Genomic DNA, 22308 nt, shown 5'->3' on the forward strand with positions numbered 1-22308 from the left:
AGGTTGAAAAAATAGATTTTAAAAAAGGATGCTTGATTCAATCAATTTACATAAAAAAATAATAAGATTTTGGCATTTGTAAGGTTTGTAGCTTCTGTTGAGCTTAAATAAACAAAATCAGATTTTATTTGTAGTTTTAAGAACACTTTTGTTTTAAAATTAAAATAGCAACTGACTATTCAAGTTATTATTTAGTATAGATTTTTGTAAAAATGACAGCCGAAGATTTTACTCAACACGATATAGTTACCAACCTTATCAAACAACTCAAAAAAAAAGGCGTTCATCATAAGATATTTTCTGATATTTTGGATGATGAAGGCTATCAATATGTAGATTTGGTGCAAGAAGGAGGAGGTGTTTTGGGAATTGCCTTGATTGGTTATGTACACGTTTTGGAGCAAATGGGCATTCGTTTTTTGGGGTATGCAGGAACTTCCGTAGGAGCAATAAATACAATTTATATGGCTGCTTTAGGTGACCGAACCAAGCTCAAAACGGATAAAATGATAGAACTCATTGCTAACAAAAACTTTATTGATTTTATTGATGGCGATGAAAATGCACGAGAGTTTGCCATTGCAATTAGTGAAAACGAAGGCGAAATTCATTGGAGCAAACTTATTTGGAGAGGAGTAAAAGCATTTAGTAAGCTCTGGGAAGAGTGGGGACTAAACCCTGGAACTCATTTTTATTATTGGTTTACTGAAGCTCTAGGAAAAGAAGGAGTCTATACCTCAAGACATTTAGAAAAAGCTGTTACAGACTTACCCAAATCATTACGTATCCGAAAGGGCGTAAATCACACAATTGAAGGAGTAAAAGCAACTATTTCTATTATTGCTACTGACATTACAACGGAGTCAAAAGTTATTTTTCCTTCTATGCGTTCGCTTTATTGGAAGAATAGTCATTTAATTAATCCAACCAATTTTGTACGTGCTTCGATGTCTATTCCTTTCTTTTTTACGCCTTTTAAGGTCGTAGATATTCCAGATGGAAAAAGAGCTAAAGCAAATTGGAAAAATACGGTGGGTTATAGAGGGGATGTTCCGAAAGAAGTTTTTTTTGTTGATGGTGGAATTATTTCTAATTTCCCTGCTGATGTTTTCCATAAATCCCATGTTCCACGCCTTCCTTCTTTTGGTGTAAAACTAGGAACAGAAAGACATCAACCTAACAAAGTTACTAATCCATTTATTTTTACACAGTCTATTGTAGAGTCTATGAGGCAGATTGCAGATTATAATTTCATTCTTCGAAATCCAGACTATCGCCAACTTATTACTTGGATAGACATCGGAAATCATAATTGGATAGATTTTCAACTTTCTGATGAAGATAAGTTAGACCTTTTTGTTCGTGGTGCAAAAGCAGCAGCTTATTTCCTAAAAACTTTTGACTGGCAGAAATATAAAGATACTCGGGCAGCAAGAAGTCCATATACTATGCTTCCACCAAAAGATGATTTTAGTATTCCTTCTTGATTTGTTTTGAGTGTTAGCTGACAGTATTGAAGTATTTAAGAATTGTAAGTCAATGAAACTTTCACTAATTTTTCCTTAGAACTAAGTGTCTGAATTAAAGTTAATATTTCGATGTAACAACAACAAAGTAATCTATCATAGAAGTTGTTTAAGAATGTGAATTTTTCCGTAGAATTGGGTTTGCAAATCCAATTCTACGGAAAAATAACCCAGCCTTTGTTGGTGTTTTAGCGTAGCGACACCAACAAATAAACGTACAAAACCTATTCTTAAACAACTTCATAGTTTTGATGATATTACCTATTTTAAAATAGTTAAGCAAATTATTTATATTTATTCTAAATAAGCTACAAAAAGAACAAATGATTTTTGTTATAGTTTTTTGCGTAGTAATTTTGTAGATATTATAAAAATCATACTTACTATGCAACTCATTTTCAAGGCTTTAACCATAAATTATAAAACTGCTCCCGTAGAGATACGTGAGAAACTTTCTTTGAATGAATCAGAGTGTCAGAGCTTCTTACAAAAGGCTTCTGATATGTTTGCTTTGAGTGAACTCTTTGTACTTTCTACTTGTAATAGAACTGAAATTTATTATAGTGTATCAGAAAATAATACCATAAATATACCTAAAAGCTGTCCTTTCTCTTCTAAACCTATTTCAGAACAGCTTATTTCTTTATTAATTACACAAAAAGGTCTTTCAGAATCAGAAACTTATTTCCCTTATTTCAAAAAAATTGAAGAGCATAAAGAAGCTATAAAACATCTTTTTTCGGTTTCGATGGGACTAGAATCACAAGTAATTGGAGATATTCAGATTAGTAATCAAGTAAAAAAAGCCTATCAGTATAGTGCAGATTTGAACCTTGCAAGTCCGTTTCTACACCGTCTTTTACATACTATCTTTTACACAAATAAGCGTGTAGCGCAAGAAACTAGTTTTAGAGACGGAGCAGCTTCAGTTTCGTATGCAGCAGCAGAAATGACTTCTGAACTTGCTCAAACAGTTATTCAGCCCAAAATTTTGGTTATTGGAGTAGGAGAAATTGGAGGAGATGTAGTCAGAAATTTAGATGCAGATGATTATCATACCGTAACAGTAATGAACCGTACTTATGAAAAGGCTCAAGAGTTTGCAAACGCAGAAGGATTTCAAGTAGCTAAAATAGAAAACTTAAAAGAAGAGATAAGAAAAGCAGATGTTATAATTTGTTCTGTTGCTGCTAATAAGCCTATCCTAACAAGAGAGTTAGTAGAAGAGGTACAGGATGTTCGTTTCAAATATTTCATCGATTTATCTGTACCTAGAAGTATTGAGCCAGAAGTAGAACAGATACCTCATGTTAGTGTATTTAATATTGACCAAATTCAAAATCGTACGGCGGAGGTTATAGAACGTAGAAAATCAGCTATTCCGTATGTACAATCCATAGTTGATGAAGCTATTGAAGGCTTTGAGGATTGGAGCAAAGAAATGATTGTCTCACCTACTATCAACAGACTAAAAAATGCGTTAGAGCAAATTCGAAAAGAAGAAATAAATCGTCATTTAAAAAACTTAGATGATGATGAAATAAAGAAAATAGAAAAGATAACAAAAGGAATGATGCAAAAAATAATTAAGCTTCCTGTTATTCAACTCAAGGCAGCCTGTAAACGTGGAGAAGCCGAAACCTTAGTAGATGTATTGAATGATTTGTTTAATTTAGAGCAAGACGAAAAAGTATAATTCTTTGTTTTGATTAATGATTTATTAAAAAAAAGCTATTTTATTTGTTATTCGTTAAACAATTTTATCATAACTGTGTTCGTTACTACGGACGGTAATAGTTTTTCATAAGTGCATAAAAAAACCTATATTCTTTGAATGTAGGTTTTTTATTTTTTAAAAAAATAGTTCAAACAAGGACATTCAAATTAGTCCTTATCTAATTTAAGTATTTACTCTTCTATATATTAGGAATGATACACTAAAAGAGCCTTTTAAGATTAGTTTGAACAGAAAAAGAAAAAAAGAGACTAGAAGTAGAAGTAATCAATTCTAAAAATCAATGCTATGGTAATTTATTTTGCTATGGTTACCTTATAGTTATTAACTAAGTAAAAAAGAAATTCGTATTTTTGATAAAATCATTTACCTTCATTCATTTCTCATTGTAATAAAAAATGAAAAAAATATTTTTTTCCCTTCTCTTTTGTATTTTTTGTATCTCCAATGCCTACTCTTGGGGGTTTTATGGACACCGTATTATTAACAGAATGGCAGTCTATACACTTCCACCAGAAATGTTTGGATTTTATAAAGCCAACATTCAATATATTACCGAAAATGCTGTCAATCCAGACCGTCGTAGGTATGCTGTTGAGGGAGAAGCTCCTCGTCATTATTTAGATATGGATATTTATGGAGATAGTGCATGGCTAAAACTACCTCATCGTTGGAAAGATGCTGTCGAAAAATATTCAGAAGATACCTTGATGGCATACGGAATTGTGCCTTGGACGGTAGAGCAGTTTCGTTGGAAGCTCACAAATGCCATGGAACGAGGAGATGCAGATGCAATCATTCGTCTTTCGGCAGATTTGGGACATTATATTGGAGACTCTCATGTTCCTCTTCATTCTACTGAAAATTATAACGGACAGCTTTCAGGACAGTATGGAATACACGGTTTTTGGGAATCTCGTTTACCCGAACTTTATGCCATGCAATATGATTTTTTTGTAGGAAAAGCAGAATATGTAGATAACACACAAGAACGAGCGTGGGAAGCTATTATAGGTTCTCATATTGCACTAGATTCTGTTCTTCGTTTTGAAAAGCAACTCACTAAGCAAATGGGCGACGACCAAAAATGGAGTTACGAAACTCGTGGTAGAAACACACAAAAACTCTATTCAAGACCTTTTTCAAAGGCATATCACGATATGCTCAATGGGCAAGTAGAACGCAGAATGAAACAATCTATCAAAACAGTAGGCGATTTTTGGCTTACCTGTTGGATAGATGCAGGACAACCCGATTTGAACAAGCTTTTACTATCGAAGGAAGAACAAGAAAAGCTAGATAAAGAAATGAAAGAATTAGAACCCTCGGAAGGACAATCTGCACCTACTTTGCCCGAAAAACCTAGAGAACATGAAGGGCATTAAATTTTTGATTCTAATTGTAGGTTGATTACCAAAATATATTTTTCTTGTATATTTTTTTTCGTTTATTTCGTAAACCATATTTTCGCCACTTATTTTCAAAATCAACTGATTTGCCATTTATGTCTGTAATTGATAGTATTTTTCTGTTGATTATATTATTTTGCTTACGCCTTCTGAAGCAATTATAAGGAAATCTATCTGTAACTCTCCAATTTATTTTATGTCTTAATATTCCATTTTCATCTGTCTGTATAGTATCTTTTTTGATTATAAAAAAACTATTAGCAATAGGCTTTTTAGTCACTTCATCTATCATCAAAAAAGATATTTCGTAATACCCTCCCACACCTTTCGAATATCCTTTTGAAGAAAAAGAAATTAGAAAAATAGTAAAAAGAAGTTTTAGAAGGTAGGTTTTCATACGTTTATTTTTTTAAATTATGCAAAAACATTCACAATTTTCTGTAAATGCAAATTCAACATAAATTCAAAGTGAGTTATTTTTCGTTATTTTGCAAACTAATTCTTTAAAGTCATTATATATAATTCGCCGTTGTGGTTTTTTTTATCCATAACTATTCAATATTAATTTTATTCTAATGAATAGGCTGTTTCTCTCATTATTAACTAAGCAAAAAACAATTTTAGCAGTAGTATTCTGTATTTTTTGCTGTTTATTTTTAAATTTCTCTAGTTTCGGACAAGACACAAAAACGGACTCTTTAACTACTATCAAAGTAGATTCTAGTTCACAGATAATCATTAAAGAAACGGTAAAAGACTCTACAAAAGTAGTTGAAAAACTAGATATAGAATTAGAACCTAAGTTCAAACTTAGTCCTCCTACTCGTGCTGCGCTTCTTTCGGCTGCACTTCCAGGGGCTGGGCAATATTACAACAAAAAAGCTTGGGCGATAAAACTACCTTTGGTTTATGTTGCTATTGCTGTCCCTGCTTATTTGTCGATTCAAAATCATGCAAATTACCGTATTTATAGAGAAAACTATTTGTATATGAATGATGAAAACCCAGCAACAAAACCGTATGAATCTTTCGAAAATCGTTCGCCTGACCAAGTACAACGTCAGCGAGATAGCTATCGTAGAGATAGAGATTTTTATATGATTATTACTGGACTTATGTATCTGCTCAATATTGGAGAAGCTACTACAACAGCACATTTCAATAACTTTGATATTGATGATGATATTTCTTTCAAATTTAAACCTCAAATGGAAAGTATTGGAACAAATGGAGATACATTAGGTGGAGTTTCTTTGGTAATGACGTTTTAGGAGGAAATGGGAAAGTAGGAATAGAAATACAAATTATACACTTAAAGTTATTCTGTAATTGTTTATTTCATTTGAAATTAACTTATTACTGGTAACTTATTACTGGTAACTGATTTATGAAAATTGCATTATTAGGCTACGGCAAAATGGGAAAAGAAATTGAAAAAATCGCACTCCAAAAAGGGCATTCTATTTCCTTCAAAATCGATAGAGAAAACAAAAGTGAGTTAGAAAAACTATCTCTTCAAAATACAGATGTAGTGATTGAATTTACTTCGCCTCAAAGTGCTTTTGAAAACGTAAAACTCTGCTTAGAAAAAGGAATTTCAGTAGTTTGTGGTTCGACAGGCTGGAATGAGAAAAAACAAGAAATTGAAAAAATGGTTTTAAGTAATACTGGTTCTGAAAAGTTGGCTTTCTTTTGGGCTTCTAACTTTAGTGTTGGTGTAAATATTTTCTTAGAAATCAATGCTTTTGCAGCCAAATTAATGCAAAATTATACTCATTATGATTTAGATATTACAGAAATTCATCATACAGAAAAAAAAGATGCTCCAAGTGGAACAGCTATTACTATTGCAGATACGATTTTAGAAAACTACGATTCCAAGCAAAATTGGCAATTAGTAGAAAAAAAGAGTACGCAAAATAATAGTAGTGATAATACTATAAATGCAACTACTATTCCTATCTTTGCAGAAAGGAAAGAAGATGTAAAAGGAACTCATACAACAGCTTACTCTTCAAATGAAGATGAGATTCTGCTTACACATAACGCCTATTCAAGAGAAGGATTTGCCAAAGGAGCTGTTTTGGCAGCAGAGTTTTTACAGAATAAAAAAGGAGTTTTTGGAATGAAAGATTTATTAAAAATAGATTAATCATAGGAAAATCATGTAATAATTATCCGTTCTCAACTACCAATTCTATATCTAATACTTTAAAATTTTTGTTTTTAGAAAGTTATAACAGATTTATTTCTTAGTCTGTTTGAAAATAGATACATATAATTAAAATATAAATTATGGCATTTTTCAAAAAAAATCAAGTAGAAGAAGAGTCTAAAGAAAAGACACCTAAAAAGAAAAAAAGTGCAGCTAGAGAGTGGTTTGATTCAATTCTTTTTGCTGTCATTGCAGCAAGTTTGATTCGTTGGCTTCTGTTTGAACCTTTTCAAATTCCTACCTCTTCGATGGAAAACTCACTTTTGGTAGGCGATTTTCTTTTCGTAAGCAAGATTCATTACGGAGCAAGAACTACCAAAACTCCTCTTCAAGTTCCTCTCACACATCAAAAAATTTGGGGAACAGATTCCGTAAAATCTTATTTAGATTGGATTCAGTTACCACAATTTCGTTTACCTGGTTTTTCTGATATTGAGCGTAATGATGTTATCGTTTTTAACTATCCAGCCGAAGAGCAGCACCCAAGCGATTTGAGAACAAATTATATCAAACGCTGCGTAGCCATTGCAGGTGATGAGATTGAAATAAAAGACAGAGTAATTTATGTAAATGGAAATGCAACAGATTTTCCAGCTCAATCACAACACAAGTATTTAGTAATTGCTTCCGAACTTTTAAAGGCAGAAACATTTTATGACCTTGGAATTCCGATAGATAATCAAACAGGAGCTGTACAGCCCACTCCATACAACTATAATCAATATAATAATTTGAGAGCATCTATGAATGCACTACTTGAAAACGGAAGTTCTACTTTTGAGGGAGCAGAAGAATATAGAGGAAAAGATGTATTTCCTTATGTTATGGACTTGAGCGAAGAAGAAGTTGAGAAATTAAAAAAATATCCGAAGCTATTTTTAGATGTGATTGTGAGTGTAGATGCACAAGATGATTTGTTCCCTAGCAATAGAAATTACATTGATTGGGATATAAAAAAAACAGGAGCAGACGAGTCTGATTTTGATTGGAAACTAGATAATTTTGGTTCTTTGAAAGTTCCAAATGAAGGATGGAAAATGCCAGTAACTCCTCAAAACTTAGCTTTATACGGAAAGTATATAAAAGATTATGAAGGAAATGAAAATGTAGAAATTTCGAATGGAAAACTCAAAATTGATGGAAATGAGCTTTCAGAATATGTTTTTAAGCAGAATTATTATTTTATGATGGGAGATAATCGTCATTCATCAGCTGATTCTCGTTTTTGGGGATTTGTTCCTGAAGACCATATTGTAGGAAAAGCAACACTGGTATTTATGTCTATTGACCCAGATTTTAATAAAGGTGGTTTTTTTAGTCGTATGCGTTGGGATAGAGCTTTTACGATTATAGAATAACACAAATCAGTGAACAGTTATCAGTAAACAGTTACCAGTTAAATACAAATTTCATTTTGGTAAAATTTATTGAAAACTAAGTAATTGTATTTAATAGTTTTTTTAATTTAATAACAGATTACTACATCATAGTTATTCTTCATTATTTAAGAAATTTTGAAATTAACTGATCACTGGTAACTATTTACTGGTAACTGATATAATATGAAAGGAATTATTTTAGCAGGAGGTTCAGGCACACGTTTGCACCCTCTTACGCTCGTAATGAGCAAACAACTTTTGCCTGTTTATGACAAACCGATGATTTATTATCCTCTTTCGGTTTTGATGCAAGCAGGAATTAAAGATATTTTAATCATCACAACGCCACATGACAACCCTAATTTTGTCAATCTTTTGGGAGATGGTTCGCAATATGGCTGTAACTTCGAATATGCTATTCAAGAAGTTCCGAACGGACTTGCACAAGCCTTCGTAATTGGAGAAGAGTTTATTGGAGATGATAGTGTTGCTCTTATTTTGGGTGATAATATTTTCTATGGAACAGGCTTACAAGATACTTTAAAGAAAAGCCAAAATCCAGAAGGAGGAATTGTCTTTGCTTATCATGTAGCCGACCCAGAACGCTATGGAGTAGTTGAGTTTGATACAACTAAAAAAGCCATCTCAATTGAAGAGAAACCACTAAAACCAAAATCAAACTTTGCAGTACCAGGACTTTATTTTTATGATAATGATGTCATAGAAATTGCCAAAACCTTAGAGCCTTCTGCAAGAGGAGAATACGAAATTACAGATATTAATAAACATTATTTAGAAAAAGGCAAACTCTCTGTTGAGATAATGGATAGAGGAACAGCTTGGCTAGATACTGGAACTTTTCGTTCTCTTATGCAAGCAGGACAGTTTGTAGAAGTAATTGAAGCAAGGCAAGATTTGAAAATTGGTTGTATAGAAGAAATTGCTTACAAAGAAGGTTTTATTTCTGCCGAAAAACTAGAAGAACTTGCCAAACCATTGGTAAAAAGTGGTTACGGCTCATACCTTTTGAAGATTTTGGCGCAAGAAAAAGAATTTGCAAAATAGTAGTATTTTTTAGCCCACGAATTTATTCGTGGGTTTTATTTTTAGAAATTTTGTATTTCCATTAATCACTAATCACTATTAGATTTCAACCCCAATCACAGTAATATCATCTCGTTGGGGAGTGTCTTGTTGATGTGAATCCAACATTTTCATCAGCTCAACATACTGCTCTTCCATAGGCAAATGAAGAATTTTTTGTAGTGTCTCCTCAAATTTCCTTGAGCCTATTTTTTTACCTTCTGCATTAGGCTGGTCTATTAGTCCATCGCTAGTAAGATAAAGTTTTGCTCCTTTTTGAAGCTGTATTTTTTCACAAACAAATGGTTTATGCTTCTTTTTTATTCCTCCAATAGATTTTCGTGTTCCTTGTAGAGACTGCAAAGTATTATCTTTATCAGCATAATACAAAGGACGTTTTGCTCCTGTAAAATATACAATTCGGTCTTTCTCATTTGTTTCTTCAACAATAGACAAAGCTACGTCCATTCCATCGGCATTTGCTTTTTCTTCTTGTCGTAATGCCTTCTGAATTTTTTGATGTAGAGATTCCAATATTTTATCAGAATCGTATGTATTTTTTAAGTGTACAATCTCATTGAATAAGATAATTCCAATTACAGACATAAAAGCCCCCGGAACGCCATGTCCTGTACAATCTACGGCAGCAATAATTTTTTTAGTAACCTCTCCACGCTGCAACTCAATAGGCGAACGACGAGGAAGAATAGAAGGAGCAGCCGTTTGGATGGTCGCTGTCCAATAAAAATCTCCACTTACAATATCTTTAGGACGAAAAATAACAAAATGCTTTTCGAAGGTTTGATATAATGTCTCATCAGAAGGCAAAATAGCTTGTTGAATTTTTTCAGCATAACGAATCGAATCCGTCATTTTCTTGTGTTGATGTGAGATTTCATCAGCTTGTGATTGCAGTTGTTCGCTTTGAGACAGAATTTCTACTTGTTTCTCTTCTAAAAGAATCGTTTTTTCAGTCAAATCATTGGTTCTTTCAACTACTTTTTCTTCTAATTCTTTATTTTTTGCTTCAATAAGTGCTTGTTTTTCTCGTTCCTGTTTGAGTTTATTATGAATAAGCTGTTTTCTAGTTTGATTAAATGTGGCAGCCAAACCATACGAAAAAAGAGCCATTTGGAGTGTAATACTCGCCAAAACAACCGTTTCTAAATACCTTGTTGCATCAATAAAAAGCAGAAGTTCTAAAGAATAAATTGTGATAGCAATGACAAAAAATGAGTTTGCCCAAAGAAAGTATTTTACATTTTTATGTCCTTCATTATATGTCTTAAAACCTGCAAAAAGCAATGAAATCAGGGCAAGAGGTAAAATAATAGTTGTTAATACTCTTCCCAAATGCCAAAAACGCAAGAAGTACAAAACTGTAATCCCCAAAGTAACATACACCAAAAACTGAATAAAACGATGCCAACGAGGCGAAAAGATAATAGTTTTGAGATGGTCTTTTCCAAACATCAGCAATGCAAAGACGGACAAAATTCCACTAAAAAGTCGTATGCCAACATCAAGACGAGGATATTCCATCAAAAAGAGTTCTCCAAGCTGCCCAATATTACTGAATATGTAAAGAAAAACTAAGAAATTATAGACAACATAAAACAAATACTGCCTATCTCTAAGGGCAATAAAAACAAGTAAATTGTAGATAAGCATTACCCAGATAGCTCCATAAAAAAAGTTATGAAAACTACGAGCCGTTAGAAATTCTTTTTCATAACCATCTAGCGTATAGGCTGTAAACCAACGGCGAAGAGAATAACGTGTGTCTTGCTCCGAGAGTTTGGTGCTGCTATGCAAACGAAAATAAAATGTTTTGGTACTTAGTGCTGGAATTTCCAAAGCAGAAACCGATATACCTCCTCTTTTTACACTTCTTTCAGAACGAGGAATAAGAGAACCTCCTATTTGTGTAGAAAAAATGCCTTCTGTTTCCTCCATAAAAAGTGTTACCGAATCTATAAAACCAGTCGGTACAAGCAACTTTTGGGTAGAATAATGAGGATTTTTGATAGAAAGACGTAGCCAATAAGTTGGCACCTCTTCTGTAATTTCGTGAAGTTGATAAGGCGAAAAATTATATGGATTGAGTGCTTCAAATGTATAACTATTGTTTATATCCTTAAAAACATCAAAATAATTATCCAACTCATACTCTTCTTTCAATGAATCCAAAACAAGCAAACGCTCTTCATTGACGTTCTTTAAAAAGGGTTGGGCAAACGAAAAATTAAAGAAAGAAGCAGAAAACACAAAAGTCATCAAGACAAAACCAAGTAAATTGACTTTAATATTCAGATTAGGTTTATATTTTTTTGCTCTTATTTTTTTCATCTGTAAGGGAAAACATTAGCTTTTGGGGTTCTTCTATGCAAATTACATGATTTTAGTGGGGAATGAAAGATTAAAATGTTTTAGATGAAAACAATACTTGTGTACATAGTTAATTTTGCGAACTCTCTCTTGATCCTTAGACTTCTCGTAGTTTTCTTTAGTTTTTTTCCAATCAACAAATAAAAATACATTTACACTTCTGTCAGAATCGTAAACTTCTCCTGTGTTCTCTATACCCTTCAATAGAATAATACTTTTTGTTTTGGAAAATAGTCTTGATAAGAAAAATTACCTTGGCTATGAACAGTAGAACTAAACACGACTGAAAAGATAAATACATTTTTTTATTTTACGTCTGTGTGTTGTTAAAATTTTACTCAAAAAAAACCCTAAGAATCTTCAAAGAATCTTAGGGTTTAAATTTTATTTAATTAATCCCCAAATCAGTAATCTGTTTTTGAATTTTTTCTTGAAGCTCTTTTTTTACTTTTTCATAATTCTCTGTTTTGTCTAAATTATCTTTTACAGAAAAATAGAATTTTATTTTTGGTTCTGTTCCCGATGGTCGCATACTTATTTTACTTCCATCTTCTATATAAAAAGCAAGTACATTTGATTTTGGCAAATCAGTTTCCATCGGCTTAGAAGTTCCTTTCTGCACCTCTAAAATAGTTTGATTTTGATAATCATAGACAGATAATAAATTACTTCCTGCTAGTTTTTTCGGAGGGTTTTCTCTAAATGTTTTCATCATTTCTTCTATCTGCGCTGCGCCTTGTTGTCCTTTTTTGGTTATAGAAACTAACTCTTCTAGATAAAAACCGTATTCTTTGTAAATCTCAATCAGCCATTCGAAAAGAGAAAAACCTTTGTCTTTTGCATAGGCTGCCAAAAGCGCAATACTTGCACACGAAGCAACTCCATCTTTATCACGAACTTCATCGCCAATTAAATAACCGTAACTTTCCTCTCCTCCCAAAATAAATTCTTCATTTGGGTTTTCTTGTTTTTTATGCTCAATAAGCGCAGCAATATGTTTGAAACCAGTCAGCGTATCATAAATATTGACACCATATTTTTGAGTGATTTCCTTGATTAGCTCTGTCGTTACGATAGTTTTGATGACCATCTGATTGCCATTGAGCTTGTCAGCATTTTTCCACACTTCCAAATTATAGGCTACCAATAAAGCAAGTGTTTGATTTCCATTCATCAAAACATATTCTCCTTCCTTATTTTTTACTGCAATTCCTACACGGTCAGCATCTGGGTCGGTTGCCATCACAACATCGGCATCTACTTCTTTTGCTTTTTTGAGAGCTAAAGTCATTGCTTCGGCTTCTTCTGGGTTTGGGTAAACTACTGTCGGAAAGTTTCCGTCTGCTAAAGCCTGTTCTTCTACTACGTGTATATTTTCAAATCTCAATTTTCTCAATGCCTTTGGCACAAGTGTAATTCCTGTTCCGTGAATTGGTGTATAAACGATTGATAAATCTTTTTGACGTTGTACAACCTCTCTTGTCTTTTTATCAGCTAGAGGTTCTAAGATTTGATACAAATACTCTTTATCAATCCCTTCTCCTATATTTGCTACCAAGCTTTCATTGCGTTCAAATTTTATTTCATCTACACTTTTTATTGCCTGTACTTCTGCAATAATATTTTTGTCGTGAGGAGTAACTACTTGCCCACCATCTTCCCAATAGGCTTTATAACCGTTGTATTCCTTCGGATTATGAGAAGCTGTCAGGACAACACCACTCTTGCAACCCAAATGGCGAATCGTAAAAGAAAGCTCTGGAGTAGGACGCATCGCTGTAAATAAAAATACCTTTATTCCATTTGCAGAAAAAACATCAGCCACAACATTTGCAAATTCAGGCGAATTATTACGGCTATCATAAGCAACAGCAACTTTTATTTCTTTTTCGTTTGGAAATGATTTTTTGAGATAATTTGAAAGTCCTTGTGTAGCTGCACCAACTGTATAACGATTTACTCGGTTTGTGCCAACGCCCATAAGTCCACGAAGTCCACCTGTTCCAAATTCTAAATCTTTATAGAAAGCATCTGTAAGGTCAGTTTCAGATAATTTTTTGATGGCTTCTTTTGTTTCATTGTCATAGTTTCCTTCTAACCAATGATTTACTTTTTGTTGAATTGTTGATTCTAGCATAGTTATTTTGTGTGTCGCTCGTGAAGACACAAGCAACGGAGAGTTTTGTTTTAAAATGTCATTTATTAATAATCTCAAAAATACAGAAATGAATTTTGATTTTTTAGGTTTGTAGAGTTGCTTTATAATTCAGGTATATATGACACACTATCCACTTTTATTTGTTTCAAAATTCTTTGTTGAAAAATGGGTTTCAGAGTATTTTTCACTAATAGATGTCCCTCTGAATTCCAATGTCCATCACCTTTTATAAAATACTTTTCTTCAACCTGTTTATAAGTCATTGTCTTCAACTTCTCTTCAAACACAGGAAATAAATTCAATAAAGGAATATTGTTTTTTTGAGAAAAACTTGTCCAGATTTTTAATTGTCTATCATAGTTAGTAATCATACTATTCCAAGGATAGACAGCTATACTTAGTTTAATATTTTTTTCTTTACAAATCTCTACCAACGATTGCATGTGTTGTTCAGATAATTTTACTCCTTCCTTTCCCCAATCTTGATAAACTTCGTCATCATCTAACCAAGCTAATCTATTATTGATATAAAACATCTTCTCATCTGCATTCTGATTCGTAAAAAACTTCTTATAAGTATTAGAAATTAGTCGGAGTAATAAAGAATGGTTTCTGTATATATCAAAAATAGAATTATCAGTTATTATTTTGTAACGATAATAATCTACTGTGCCTGATTTGGGTATATGTATATTGGTACAATTGGGTTGAAAATCTTTATAATGTAATTCATCTTGAATATCAGACGCATCTATAAAAACCCACAGGTAATCAATTTTAATATTTTCCACTTCTGTATAATACTTTATTTTATTGTAATAAATAAGTGGGGAGTATGACATACAGCCAGCATTCCAAATTTCTATTTCTTTGTTGTTTGAAAACTCTTTTCGTATTCGTCCAAAAAAGGTGTTTTCATACCTAACCCCTACTCCTTCTGTAAATGAATCGCCTATAAAAACAACCTGTTTTTTATTTAAATTTTGTTTTACTTCAAACACAGCAGAATCGATAAAACCAAAAGAGTTAGTATAAAAAGGATATTTTATATCTCCCCAAAGAGCTTCTGTGGCTGTGTTTTGTAAAAGACCATGATGAAAACATGGGTGTTGAACTCTATAATAACTTTCTTTACTTACTCGTTCTAACTCTCTTTCATCAAAAAAAGCAAAACCAATTAAATCTATACACAAGATGAAGAATAGAATAATACATACAAAAACACTTTTCGAATTTCGTTTTAAAAACTCTTCAGAAGTAGAAGCGAAATTTCCCCTCAACCTTCTTATCACCTCAAAAACCCAAACTAAGGAAAATAGTATAAAAAATAATTGTACAAATCCTACAAAAACATAAGCATCTAAAAATGTAATTCTTCCATCTCCGTCACCTATCATTAAGTCAATACTATATTGTATTATCCAAAGTAGAGCAGCAAGAAGTAAGAAAGATAAGCTAGGATTTAATTTTCTGAACATTATCATAATTCGTTTAGTGAACTATTAGTTTTAGTTTATACCTCAAAAATACAGAAATGAATTTTGATTTTAATTCTCATAATCCAAAATCTTACGAGTTTCTGTTTCTCTAGTCTTGACAGGAATCACAAAACGAAGCGAGAAAGCATGACGATTCAGATTTGCAATTATTTTATTAAGTCCTTGTGAAGCAAATAAAAATTGATACGAATAAGTTAGATGTAAAGCATTTCCAATTTTACCTGCACTACCGTTTCCAAATAAATCTCTGGGCGAAACTCCCATCAAAATACGTACACCAGGGTTTATTTTATCGCCATCTGTATGGATAGTAGCAGCACCTCCCAAAGCAACCCAAGATTGTGTCCAGCCTGTAAGAGCAAGTCCATAATAATTATTCCAAGGGGAAATTTGAATAGAATCAATTGTTCCTAATGAGTTTTCTCTAAGCTCGTATTCCTCTTTAAAAGAAGTATTAAAAGGTGCAATTTCTCCAGAAAGCGAAACAGCAAAAAATGTTTTTTTCCAGTTCCATTTTGCTTTAGCAATTCCAATTTCTAGCACAGGACTTTTGTAAAAATGAACTCCTCCAACAATTCCCCAACCTACAGTTTCTTTGAAAAGAGAACGAGAATCATAAAACTGACTAACATCACTTGCTTTACACTCTGCATAAACTTCTAAATAGGTATTTCGTTGAGTAATGTCCAAAATCGCCATACTATCGAAGCTACTTTTAGAATTTGGTTGTGAAGAAACACCATAAATTTCATATCTTCTAAGCACTTTACCATTAGTTTTTTTCAAAACAAATGTAGAATCATTTTCAGTTTGCCATGTTCCTTTTTCTGTTCTATCAAAGGCAGAAAAATTATAACTGTTATCTTCTTTTAGTTCTAAAAATTCCTTTTCACAATCTCTAACACTAAAGAGTGTGTCTGATTCATCAATATAAACTTCTATATAATGAGCCAACCCCCATTTTTTACCTATAATATTTTTCATTTTATTCTCTAGCTTTCCTGTTGTTTTATTGGTGGTATCTTGAGCAGCCACAAAGGAAAAAGAATAACTAATTAGTATAAAAACAGCAAAAAATAAAGTGAATTTAATTTTCATTTCTTAAATAATAAAGGCAGATTGAACAAATAGAAAAAGTAAAGATTTAATACAGCAAAAATACTACTCTAATTTAGAATCTGCTCAAAAATTAGAATCTTTCTTTTCTCATTTTATGTAAAACATTACTTTTTCGGAAAAAATCATCTAATAAAAAAATCGAAAGCATCAAAAATTCATAAAAAAAACTACTTTAATAACACTTTAGTCTTCTCTATCGTTAGAGAAAAATAGTATTGAGGTATTCTATAAATATCTATATTCATTTTTTGGGGAAAGCATCAAATTATTTTTTATTTCTATTATTTTTCAATGTCTTATTATGAAATTAACGTATTCGATAAAAAAAATCTTTCTTACAGGTGTTAGTCTTTGTTTTTTAGGAGCTTCTAGTTCTCTTATAGCTCAAAACACGACCAACTCTTTTTCTACATCAACTACTGACTTTTCAAATTCTATTATTCAAAACTCTTCTTTTACTAATTTTTCTTTGAAAGATGGAAAAGAAACAGATATGGATATTTCTCCATGGGAAAAACGAATTGGTATTACAGGAGCTTTTGGAGAAGGTGCAACAAGTATGACTTTAGGGTTTTCTCATCTCTATGGATTGGGTTCGTCTCGCCGTTTTAAGGTGGGATATGGTCTTCGTTTGTCTTCTTTCTTTGGTTCGGATAGAGAGTTTACGGCAGCTCCACCAGATTTAGCTTCTGAAGAAAACCCTCAATCTTTCTTTGTAGAGAACAGCCAAACTAATGCAATCAATTTAGGGCTTTATACTGATTATTCTATTACAGAAAATGTTCTTATTGGTTTTAATATTGATGTAGTAGGGCTTAGTTTTGGAGGAGAAAAAGATGGAATTGTTGTAGAGCCCCTAGTAGGTATCGCAGTTCCTGATACAGCAAAACCAACAGGTTTTAATTTACTTTTAGTAGGAGATAATGATTTGGGAACACTTAATTCTGAATTTTGGATTGGCTATAGAATCGCTTCAAATGTAATGGTAAGAGGAGCATTTTCATACCTTTTCACAGAATATACAACGGACGGACAGTATGAAGATGATAACGACCGTTTTAGATACAAAGCTGCACAAGGAGCTTTAGGAGTGAGTTATACTTTTTAAAGTTTAGTTTCGCAGTCCTTCCTTATAAATAAATAAAAATACCCTTTATTTTTAAAATAGAGGGTGTTTTTTTGCATACTGCTAGAAATTTTTCAAATAAATAGGTCAGTTCCAAAGGGCAGACTGTTTGTTGAAACTAAAAATAGAAGAAATAGACTACAAACGGTCTGCTCTACGAGGCTGACCTATACTTATATGCTATTTTTTTGTATGAATAGGAATATTTTCAACTCTTAATAATCATCTCCTTCACCTTCCTCCTCTTCTATTTTTTGTTGTAATGGCGTTCCTTTGATGTACAGTTTTTTAAGATTTTGCCTTTTAAGCTGTTCGGCAACTTCCATAGTTTCTAATTTTGTGTCTATCAAAACAAGTGTTTCTAGCTTTTTACAAGTTGCGATAGGAGTAAGGTCTTGAACTTCTGTTTTCTGAGCATCTAAAACTTTCAAATTTGGCTTATTTTCTAATCCCTCTAAAGATTTTATTTGTGTTTCTCCACAAAACAGTTTTTCTAGTTTTACTAATTCAGAAAGAGGTTTTAGAGTTTTTACTTGTGTTTGATAAACGTACAAATCTTTTAGATTAACTAAATTTTCAATTTCTTTCAATGAATTCAACTCTGTTTCTCCTGCTTCTAAAAGCTCTAATTTTGTAGAATTTTTGAGAGAAGAAATACTTTTTATTTTGGTTTTATTCAGAAATACTTTTTTCAGATGAAATAAATCTTCTAAAGCATCAATTTTTTCTACTCCAGTTTCCGAAATAGACAAAATTTCTAAATTCTTAGCATTTTTGAGTGGTTCAATATCTATTACTTTGCTATCATTTAATTGAACTTCAGTAAGCTGGGTCATTTTAGAAAGTGCAGAAATATCACTTACTTTTGTATTTCCCAAGCCAATTACACGCAGATTAACAAGGTTTTTTAGAGAAGAAATGTCTTCCACTTGTGTCCAGTTTAGATATAACTCTTCCAAACCAACCAGTTTTGATAAAGGAGAAAGATTACTTATAGGAGTTCGCCACGCCAAAATTGTCTTTAAGTTTTTTAGGTTGGATAAAGCAGAAAAATCTTTAATTCCCGTTGCTGTAAAACTTACCTTTTCTAAGTTTTCAAGATTTTTGAGCGCAGAAATATCTTTTACTTTTGTATAAGCCAAGTACAGACGCTCCAAACTAGTAACAGAACTTAAAGGCGAAATATCAGTAACTCCAGTTGCAGAAAGAGATAGTTTTTTGAGGTTTTTGAGAGAAGAAAGTGAAGCTACCGAAGTAATTCCTGCACATTTTTGCACCCAAATTTCTTCTAACTTTTCTAGCTTTGAGACAGGAGAAAGGTCTGAAAGAAGCGTTCTTTCGGCATCTATTTTACGCAAGTTTTTGGCATTCTTTAGTGGTTCTAAAGAACTTACAGGACAGTATGAAAAATTAACTTCCTCCAAAAAGGGCAAATCTTTCAAAGGATTAATATCTAAAATAAGTTTGTTGTAATAATCCTTATTCCCTGCACAATCTATTTTTTTGAGGTTATAGATTTTCTCTAAGTTTTGAGCTGTCGGAATGCTGTCTATTTCGTGATTATATCTAAAATAGAGTTGCCAACCTTCTTCCAAATTGTTCCACCATTTTTGATTGATGTTGTTTTCAGAATTTGTTTGAGCGAAAGAAGAAATAGAAATAAATAATAAAACAGAGAATAGAACAAGAAAACGAAGGGTTGTCATAGATTTTTTTTAGAAATTTAATACTCGTTGACGGTTCAGACCTCAACGACGGTTGTTTGAACAAAATATAAAAGAGTAACGACAAAAATTTAATTTTGATATACTTTTACTTTCTTACAAATAGAAAATTGATGCCAAAAAATTGATTGCCCATTCTAAAACTTCCCCATTTCCCAAATCCTATTTCCCATTATCTAAATTTTAAGAAATCACAAAAGGTTGAGGAGAGAAACAAAGGATAAAAATAATAAAAGTAATCACACCCAAAATCATTCTATTTTTATCTAATGGCTTAACTTCATTTTGAGTAGGTGGATGAGAAAGTCCTAAAACTCTTCCCAAAAGAAAACCAAACGCCAACCAACCATAATAACCTTTTGCTTCTGGAAAAAAACTAACGACCAAAAACTGAAAAGCATAAATTCCTAAAGCAAAGACAACAGCGTTAATCGGTTTTTCGGTGTTTTTGAGGAAAATAATAAACAAGAAAAACAGATAAAAAATACTATACAGTGCAATATCTTCAATAGGGTCTTGAGGAGAAATAAGTCCCAAACCTGCATAGGTTAAAAATAGCGTAAACATTGCCATTGATATTTTCTTATGCCATTTTTTGCCAAACATAGCATACAAAACATGTCCACCATCAAGCTGACCGATTGGCATAAGGTTCAGAGCCGTAAAAAACAAAGCTAAATAACCTGCTAAAAGAAAAGGATAATGGAAAATCTCTCTATTATTGGGAACCCATTCTGGGTTTGGAGCGACATAATTTTTGAAGAATTCAAATAAAAGATTTGTTCCCAGTTCCATATTTGCGCCTTCTGGAATAGATTTATAGACCTGTGAAGCATAATCCAAACCATACTTTTGCCACGATGGATGCGCTACTTCAATGACATATTCAGGCGCAGGAAGATTCAAAAAACCATAGAAAAGAACCCCCAAGGCAATCACAAAACCAGCCAAAGGACCTGCTACCCCCACATCAAAAAGCGACTTTTGAGAAGTAAAAGGAGATTCTATTTTAATAAATGCGCCCATCGTTCCGATAGTAGAAGGCATTCCCAAAAAGCCAAGCCACATTGGAATATAGAAAGGCAAAGAAGCACGGATATTATGATATTTAGCAGCAAAATAATGACCGAATTCATGAACTGTCAAGATGCCTAAAAAGGGAATAGAGTAAGCCAAACCAGCTACAAAACCTTCAATGCCAAGCCCACCACTTCCCAAACCTGCAAAACCATCTTTATCAAACAAAAGTGCTACAAAACTTTTCTCTCCAAAAATCCATTCTGCACCAGCAAAGGTTGTCGCAAAAAAGGTAATTACGAAAAGCAATATATGTAGCCAATACTTTGGTTTTTTCTTTTTATAAATAACTTCCTCATACAAAAATGGATTAGAAGCATTATTATTATCATCTAAAGAAGGATAGGTAGGTAACTGTTCGTTTTGCTCGTGCATTTTTTATTATACTTTTTATAAGTCTATCTCGTAATTATTTTATACCTTGTTTGTGTCTTAAAAATAGTGGCTTTATCAGAAAAGATATAGGCTGCAAAAATAATACTTTTCTCAACCATTTATTGAAAGCCATTCAAAATAAGTAAAACTAAGTGGTTTTTGAAATTCAATCAAGAAAAATAACTTAAAATAAGATTGAGACTAAAAAATCACTACAAAATATAAATTTCGTAGTGATTTTTAAATAATTAGTTTTCTACTTTTGTCTAAGCTTCTTCTTCCATTCCCTCAGCTTCTTCTAATTCGGCTTCTAAATTTCCGATAGCTTGGTCGATAAGCCAAATGCCTTGTCCTTCTTCACCAATAATATCAAAAAGCTCCACAGCACGACGAGAAATAACCTCTTCTTCACGCTGCTCATTGACAAACCATTGCAGAAACTGAAAAGTAGCAAAATCTTTTGCCTTCAAACAAGCATCTACAAGCTCATTGATAGCTAAAGTTACTTCTATTTCATGCTTTAAAGCTGTTTCGAAAACTTCTTTTAGTTTATCAAAATCATAACGCATATTTTTTATTTCAGGCGCAAGTGCATGTCCACCAGCATTATTTAGATAATTAAAAAATTTCATCATATGCATACGCTCTTCTTCTGCGTGGTTATAAAGGTATTTAGCCGAATTGACATAACCTTCCTTATCACACCAAGAAGCAGCAGCCAAATATGCCCACGAAGAACGTGCTTCTAATTGAATCTGCTTATTAATAAGGTCTTGCATTTCTTGTGTAACTGATGTTTTCATCGTTACGAAAGTTTTCTGAACTCCATTTTTTGACATAATATTTATTTTTAGTTTTTTATAATTCATAAATTTGAAAGTAGGCAGCATAGTTGCTTTTCTTTCCTACTTTATCCTATAACGAAAGTAATTACATAAAGGATTTGTTTTTGAAAGGGATATATAAATATGGAATTAGAATTAGTCAAAATAAAAATATAGCTTTTTAAAGCAGCAGAAATGTTACTAACTTAGTCAGTCATTATCAATCTAATTATTAAAACTTACTACTATGTCAAAAGAATCGTTATACAAACAGCCGAATGTTGAAATTTCTCACGATACCATCAATTCAGCTATTTATATTTACTGGAAAGGTTTTGTTATGTTAGATGACTTTAAAAAAGCGATGCGAAAAGCCTTAGGTTTTTATCAAGAAAAAAATGCTCTTCATTGGATTATTGACCAAACTGAAAGACAAGCTGTACACCCAAAAGTAAACGAATGGGTATTAGAAGAATTTTATCCAAAACTTTTAGAAGTTGCTCAAAAAGATGCAAAGATGGCTGTTATTGTTCCTAAAGATGTTTTTGGTAATTTTAGTATGAAAAGCCAAACTGAGAGCCTGAACAAAAAATTTGAAGAGATGATTCCGTATCAGTATTTTCAGTCGTTTTCAGAAGTAACTAAGTGGCTTACCTAACTGGATAAGAAAT

17 protein-coding genes are annotated in these 22308 nt (G+C 32.4%); 9 read left to right on the plus strand and 8 right to left on the minus strand.

Annotated elements, in window-relative coordinates:
- The first annotated feature begins 212 nt into the window (after positions 1–212).
- From WAF17_RS12715 to WAF17_RS12725, 3 genes are all read left to right on the plus strand, one after another.
- The gene (locus WAF17_RS12715; protein ID WP_338759982.1) at positions 213–1487 is read left to right on the plus strand and encodes a patatin-like phospholipase family protein; all 1275 of its coding nucleotides are present in this window, start codon (positions 213–215) and stop codon (positions 1485–1487) included.
- Between the two features lie 424 nt (positions 1488–1911).
- Entirely contained in the window at positions 1912–3222 is a 1311-nt protein-coding gene (gene hemA, locus WAF17_RS12720) for a glutamyl-tRNA reductase (protein ID WP_338759984.1), read from the plus strand.
- A 437-nt stretch (positions 3223–3659) separates the two neighbouring features.
- Complete coding sequence (locus tag WAF17_RS12725; RefSeq protein ID WP_338759986.1) at positions 3660–4646, plus strand: zinc dependent phospholipase C family protein; 987 nt, start codon at positions 3660–3662, stop codon at positions 4644–4646.
- 25 nt (positions 4647–4671) lie between these two features.
- Here WAF17_RS12725 and WAF17_RS12730 read toward each other — a convergent pair whose 3' ends face one another.
- Entirely contained in the window at positions 4672–5067 is a 396-nt protein-coding gene (locus tag WAF17_RS12730; protein WP_338759988.1) for a hypothetical protein, read from the minus strand.
- Positions 5068–5245: 178 nt separating this feature from the next.
- Here WAF17_RS12730 and WAF17_RS12735 point away from each other — a divergent pair, with 178 nt between their 5' ends.
- The 4 genes from WAF17_RS12735 (at position 5246) to rfbA (ending at position 9329) form a co-directional block, all read left to right on the plus strand.
- Complete coding sequence (locus tag WAF17_RS12735) at positions 5246–5941, plus strand: DUF5683 domain-containing protein (RefSeq protein ID WP_338759990.1); 696 nt, start codon at positions 5246–5248, stop codon at positions 5939–5941.
- Positions 5942–6057: 116 nt separating this feature from the next.
- Positions 6058–6822 (plus strand): 4-hydroxy-tetrahydrodipicolinate reductase, encoded by a 765-nt coding sequence (gene dapB, locus WAF17_RS12740; RefSeq protein WP_338759992.1) that lies wholly within the window; start codon positions 6058–6060, stop codon positions 6820–6822.
- Positions 6823–6965: 143 nt separating this feature from the next.
- Positions 6966–8243 (plus strand): signal peptidase I, encoded by a 1278-nt coding sequence (gene lepB / locus WAF17_RS12745; RefSeq protein WP_338759994.1) that lies wholly within the window; start codon positions 6966–6968, stop codon positions 8241–8243.
- Between the two features lie 204 nt (positions 8244–8447).
- A complete protein-coding gene (gene rfbA / locus WAF17_RS12750; RefSeq protein WP_338759996.1) occupies positions 8448–9329 on the plus strand; it encodes a glucose-1-phosphate thymidylyltransferase RfbA in 882 nt (293 codons plus the stop codon).
- Between the two features lie 78 nt (positions 9330–9407).
- Here the strand turns inward: rfbA and WAF17_RS12755 are convergent, their stop codons facing one another.
- The 4 genes from WAF17_RS12755 to WAF17_RS12770 all read right to left on the minus strand — a co-directional run bounded on the left by WAF17_RS12755 (position 9408) and on the right by WAF17_RS12770 (position 16490).
- Positions 9408–11696 (minus strand): 7TM diverse intracellular signaling domain-containing protein, encoded by a 2289-nt coding sequence (locus WAF17_RS12755; protein WP_338759999.1) that lies wholly within the window; start codon positions 11694–11696, stop codon positions 9408–9410.
- A gap of 427 nt (positions 11697–12123) precedes the next feature.
- Positions 12124–13872, minus strand: a complete 1749-nt coding sequence (locus WAF17_RS12760; RefSeq protein ID WP_338760001.1) for a phospho-sugar mutase — start codon at positions 13870–13872, stop codon at positions 12124–12126.
- 122 nt (positions 13873–13994) lie between these two features.
- Positions 13995–15371: a hypothetical protein gene (locus WAF17_RS12765; protein ID WP_338760003.1), complete on the minus strand. Its 1377-nt coding sequence runs from the start codon at positions 15369–15371 to the stop codon at positions 13995–13997.
- A 69-nt stretch (positions 15372–15440) separates the two neighbouring features.
- Positions 15441–16490, minus strand: coding sequence for a hypothetical protein (locus tag WAF17_RS12770; RefSeq protein ID WP_338760005.1), 1050 nt, complete (start codon positions 16488–16490; stop codon positions 15441–15443).
- A gap of 322 nt (positions 16491–16812) precedes the next feature.
- Here WAF17_RS12770 and WAF17_RS12775 point away from each other — a divergent pair, with 322 nt between their 5' ends.
- Positions 16813–17619, plus strand: coding sequence for a hypothetical protein (locus WAF17_RS12775; RefSeq protein WP_338760008.1), 807 nt, complete (start codon positions 16813–16815; stop codon positions 17617–17619).
- A gap of 233 nt (positions 17620–17852) precedes the next feature.
- Here the strand turns inward: WAF17_RS12775 and WAF17_RS12780 are convergent, their stop codons facing one another.
- The 3 genes from WAF17_RS12780 to WAF17_RS12790 form a co-directional block, all read right to left on the minus strand.
- Positions 17853–19343 (minus strand): leucine-rich repeat domain-containing protein, encoded by a 1491-nt coding sequence (locus tag WAF17_RS12780; RefSeq protein ID WP_338760011.1) that lies wholly within the window; start codon positions 19341–19343, stop codon positions 17853–17855.
- A 201-nt stretch (positions 19344–19544) separates the two neighbouring features.
- Positions 19545–20813: a site-2 protease family protein gene (locus tag WAF17_RS12785; RefSeq protein ID WP_338760014.1), complete on the minus strand. Its 1269-nt coding sequence runs from the start codon at positions 20811–20813 to the stop codon at positions 19545–19547.
- A 266-nt stretch (positions 20814–21079) separates the two neighbouring features.
- Positions 21080–21652, minus strand: coding sequence for a ferritin (locus WAF17_RS12790; protein WP_338760016.1), 573 nt, complete (start codon positions 21650–21652; stop codon positions 21080–21082).
- Positions 21653–21884: 232 nt separating this feature from the next.
- Here WAF17_RS12790 and WAF17_RS12795 point away from each other — a divergent pair, with 232 nt between their 5' ends.
- Complete coding sequence (locus tag WAF17_RS12795) at positions 21885–22295, plus strand: hypothetical protein (RefSeq protein WP_338760018.1); 411 nt, start codon at positions 21885–21887, stop codon at positions 22293–22295.
- Positions 22296–22308 lie beyond the last annotated feature (13 nt).

It is taken from the genome of Bernardetia sp. ABR2-2B (genome assembly GCF_037126435.1).
GTDB lineage: Bacteria > Bacteroidota > Bacteroidia > Cytophagales > Bernardetiaceae > Bernardetia.

Excerpts from the sequence above, each read along its gene's own strand:
- WAF17_RS12715 (WP_338759982.1), top strand. The coding sequence starts at position 213 with ATGACAGCCGAAGATTTTACTCAACACGATATAGTTACCAACCTTATC.
- WAF17_RS12730 (WP_338759988.1), bottom strand. The coding sequence starts at position 5,067 with ATGAAAACCTACCTTCTAAAACTTCTTTTTACTATTTTTCTAATTTCT.
- hemA (WP_338759984.1), top strand. The coding sequence starts at position 1,912 with ATGCAACTCATTTTCAAGGCTTTAACCATAAATTATAAAACTGCTCCC.
- WAF17_RS12775 (WP_338760008.1), top strand. The coding sequence starts at position 16,813 with ATGAAATTAACGTATTCGATAAAAAAAATCTTTCTTACAGGTGTTAGT.
- WAF17_RS12725 (WP_338759986.1), top strand. The coding sequence starts at position 3,660 with ATGAAAAAAATATTTTTTTCCCTTCTCTTTTGTATTTTTTGTATCTCC.
- WAF17_RS12780 (WP_338760011.1), bottom strand. The coding sequence starts at position 19,343 with ATGACAACCCTTCGTTTTCTTGTTCTATTCTCTGTTTTATTATTTATT.
- WAF17_RS12785 (WP_338760014.1), bottom strand. The coding sequence starts at position 20,813 with ATGCACGAGCAAAACGAACAGTTACCTACCTATCCTTCTTTAGATGAT.
- WAF17_RS12770 (WP_338760005.1), bottom strand. The coding sequence starts at position 16,490 with ATGAAAATTAAATTCACTTTATTTTTTGCTGTTTTTATACTAATTAGT.
- WAF17_RS12760 (WP_338760001.1), bottom strand. The coding sequence starts at position 13,872 with ATGCTAGAATCAACAATTCAACAAAAAGTAAATCATTGGTTAGAAGGA.
- WAF17_RS12790 (WP_338760016.1), bottom strand. The coding sequence starts at position 21,652 with ATGTCAAAAAATGGAGTTCAGAAAACTTTCGTAACGATGAAAACATCA.
- WAF17_RS12795 (WP_338760018.1), top strand. The coding sequence starts at position 21,885 with ATGTCAAAAGAATCGTTATACAAACAGCCGAATGTTGAAATTTCTCAC.
- WAF17_RS12755 (WP_338759999.1), bottom strand. The coding sequence starts at position 11,696 with ATGAAAAAAATAAGAGCAAAAAAATATAAACCTAATCTGAATATTAAA.
- WAF17_RS12765 (WP_338760003.1), bottom strand. The coding sequence starts at position 15,371 with ATGTTCAGAAAATTAAATCCTAGCTTATCTTTCTTACTTCTTGCTGCT.
- rfbA (WP_338759996.1), top strand. The coding sequence starts at position 8,448 with ATGAAAGGAATTATTTTAGCAGGAGGTTCAGGCACACGTTTGCACCCT.
- dapB (WP_338759992.1), top strand. The coding sequence starts at position 6,058 with ATGAAAATTGCATTATTAGGCTACGGCAAAATGGGAAAAGAAATTGAA.
- lepB (WP_338759994.1), top strand. The coding sequence starts at position 6,966 with ATGGCATTTTTCAAAAAAAATCAAGTAGAAGAAGAGTCTAAAGAAAAG.
- WAF17_RS12735 (WP_338759990.1), top strand. The coding sequence starts at position 5,246 with ATGAATAGGCTGTTTCTCTCATTATTAACTAAGCAAAAAACAATTTTA.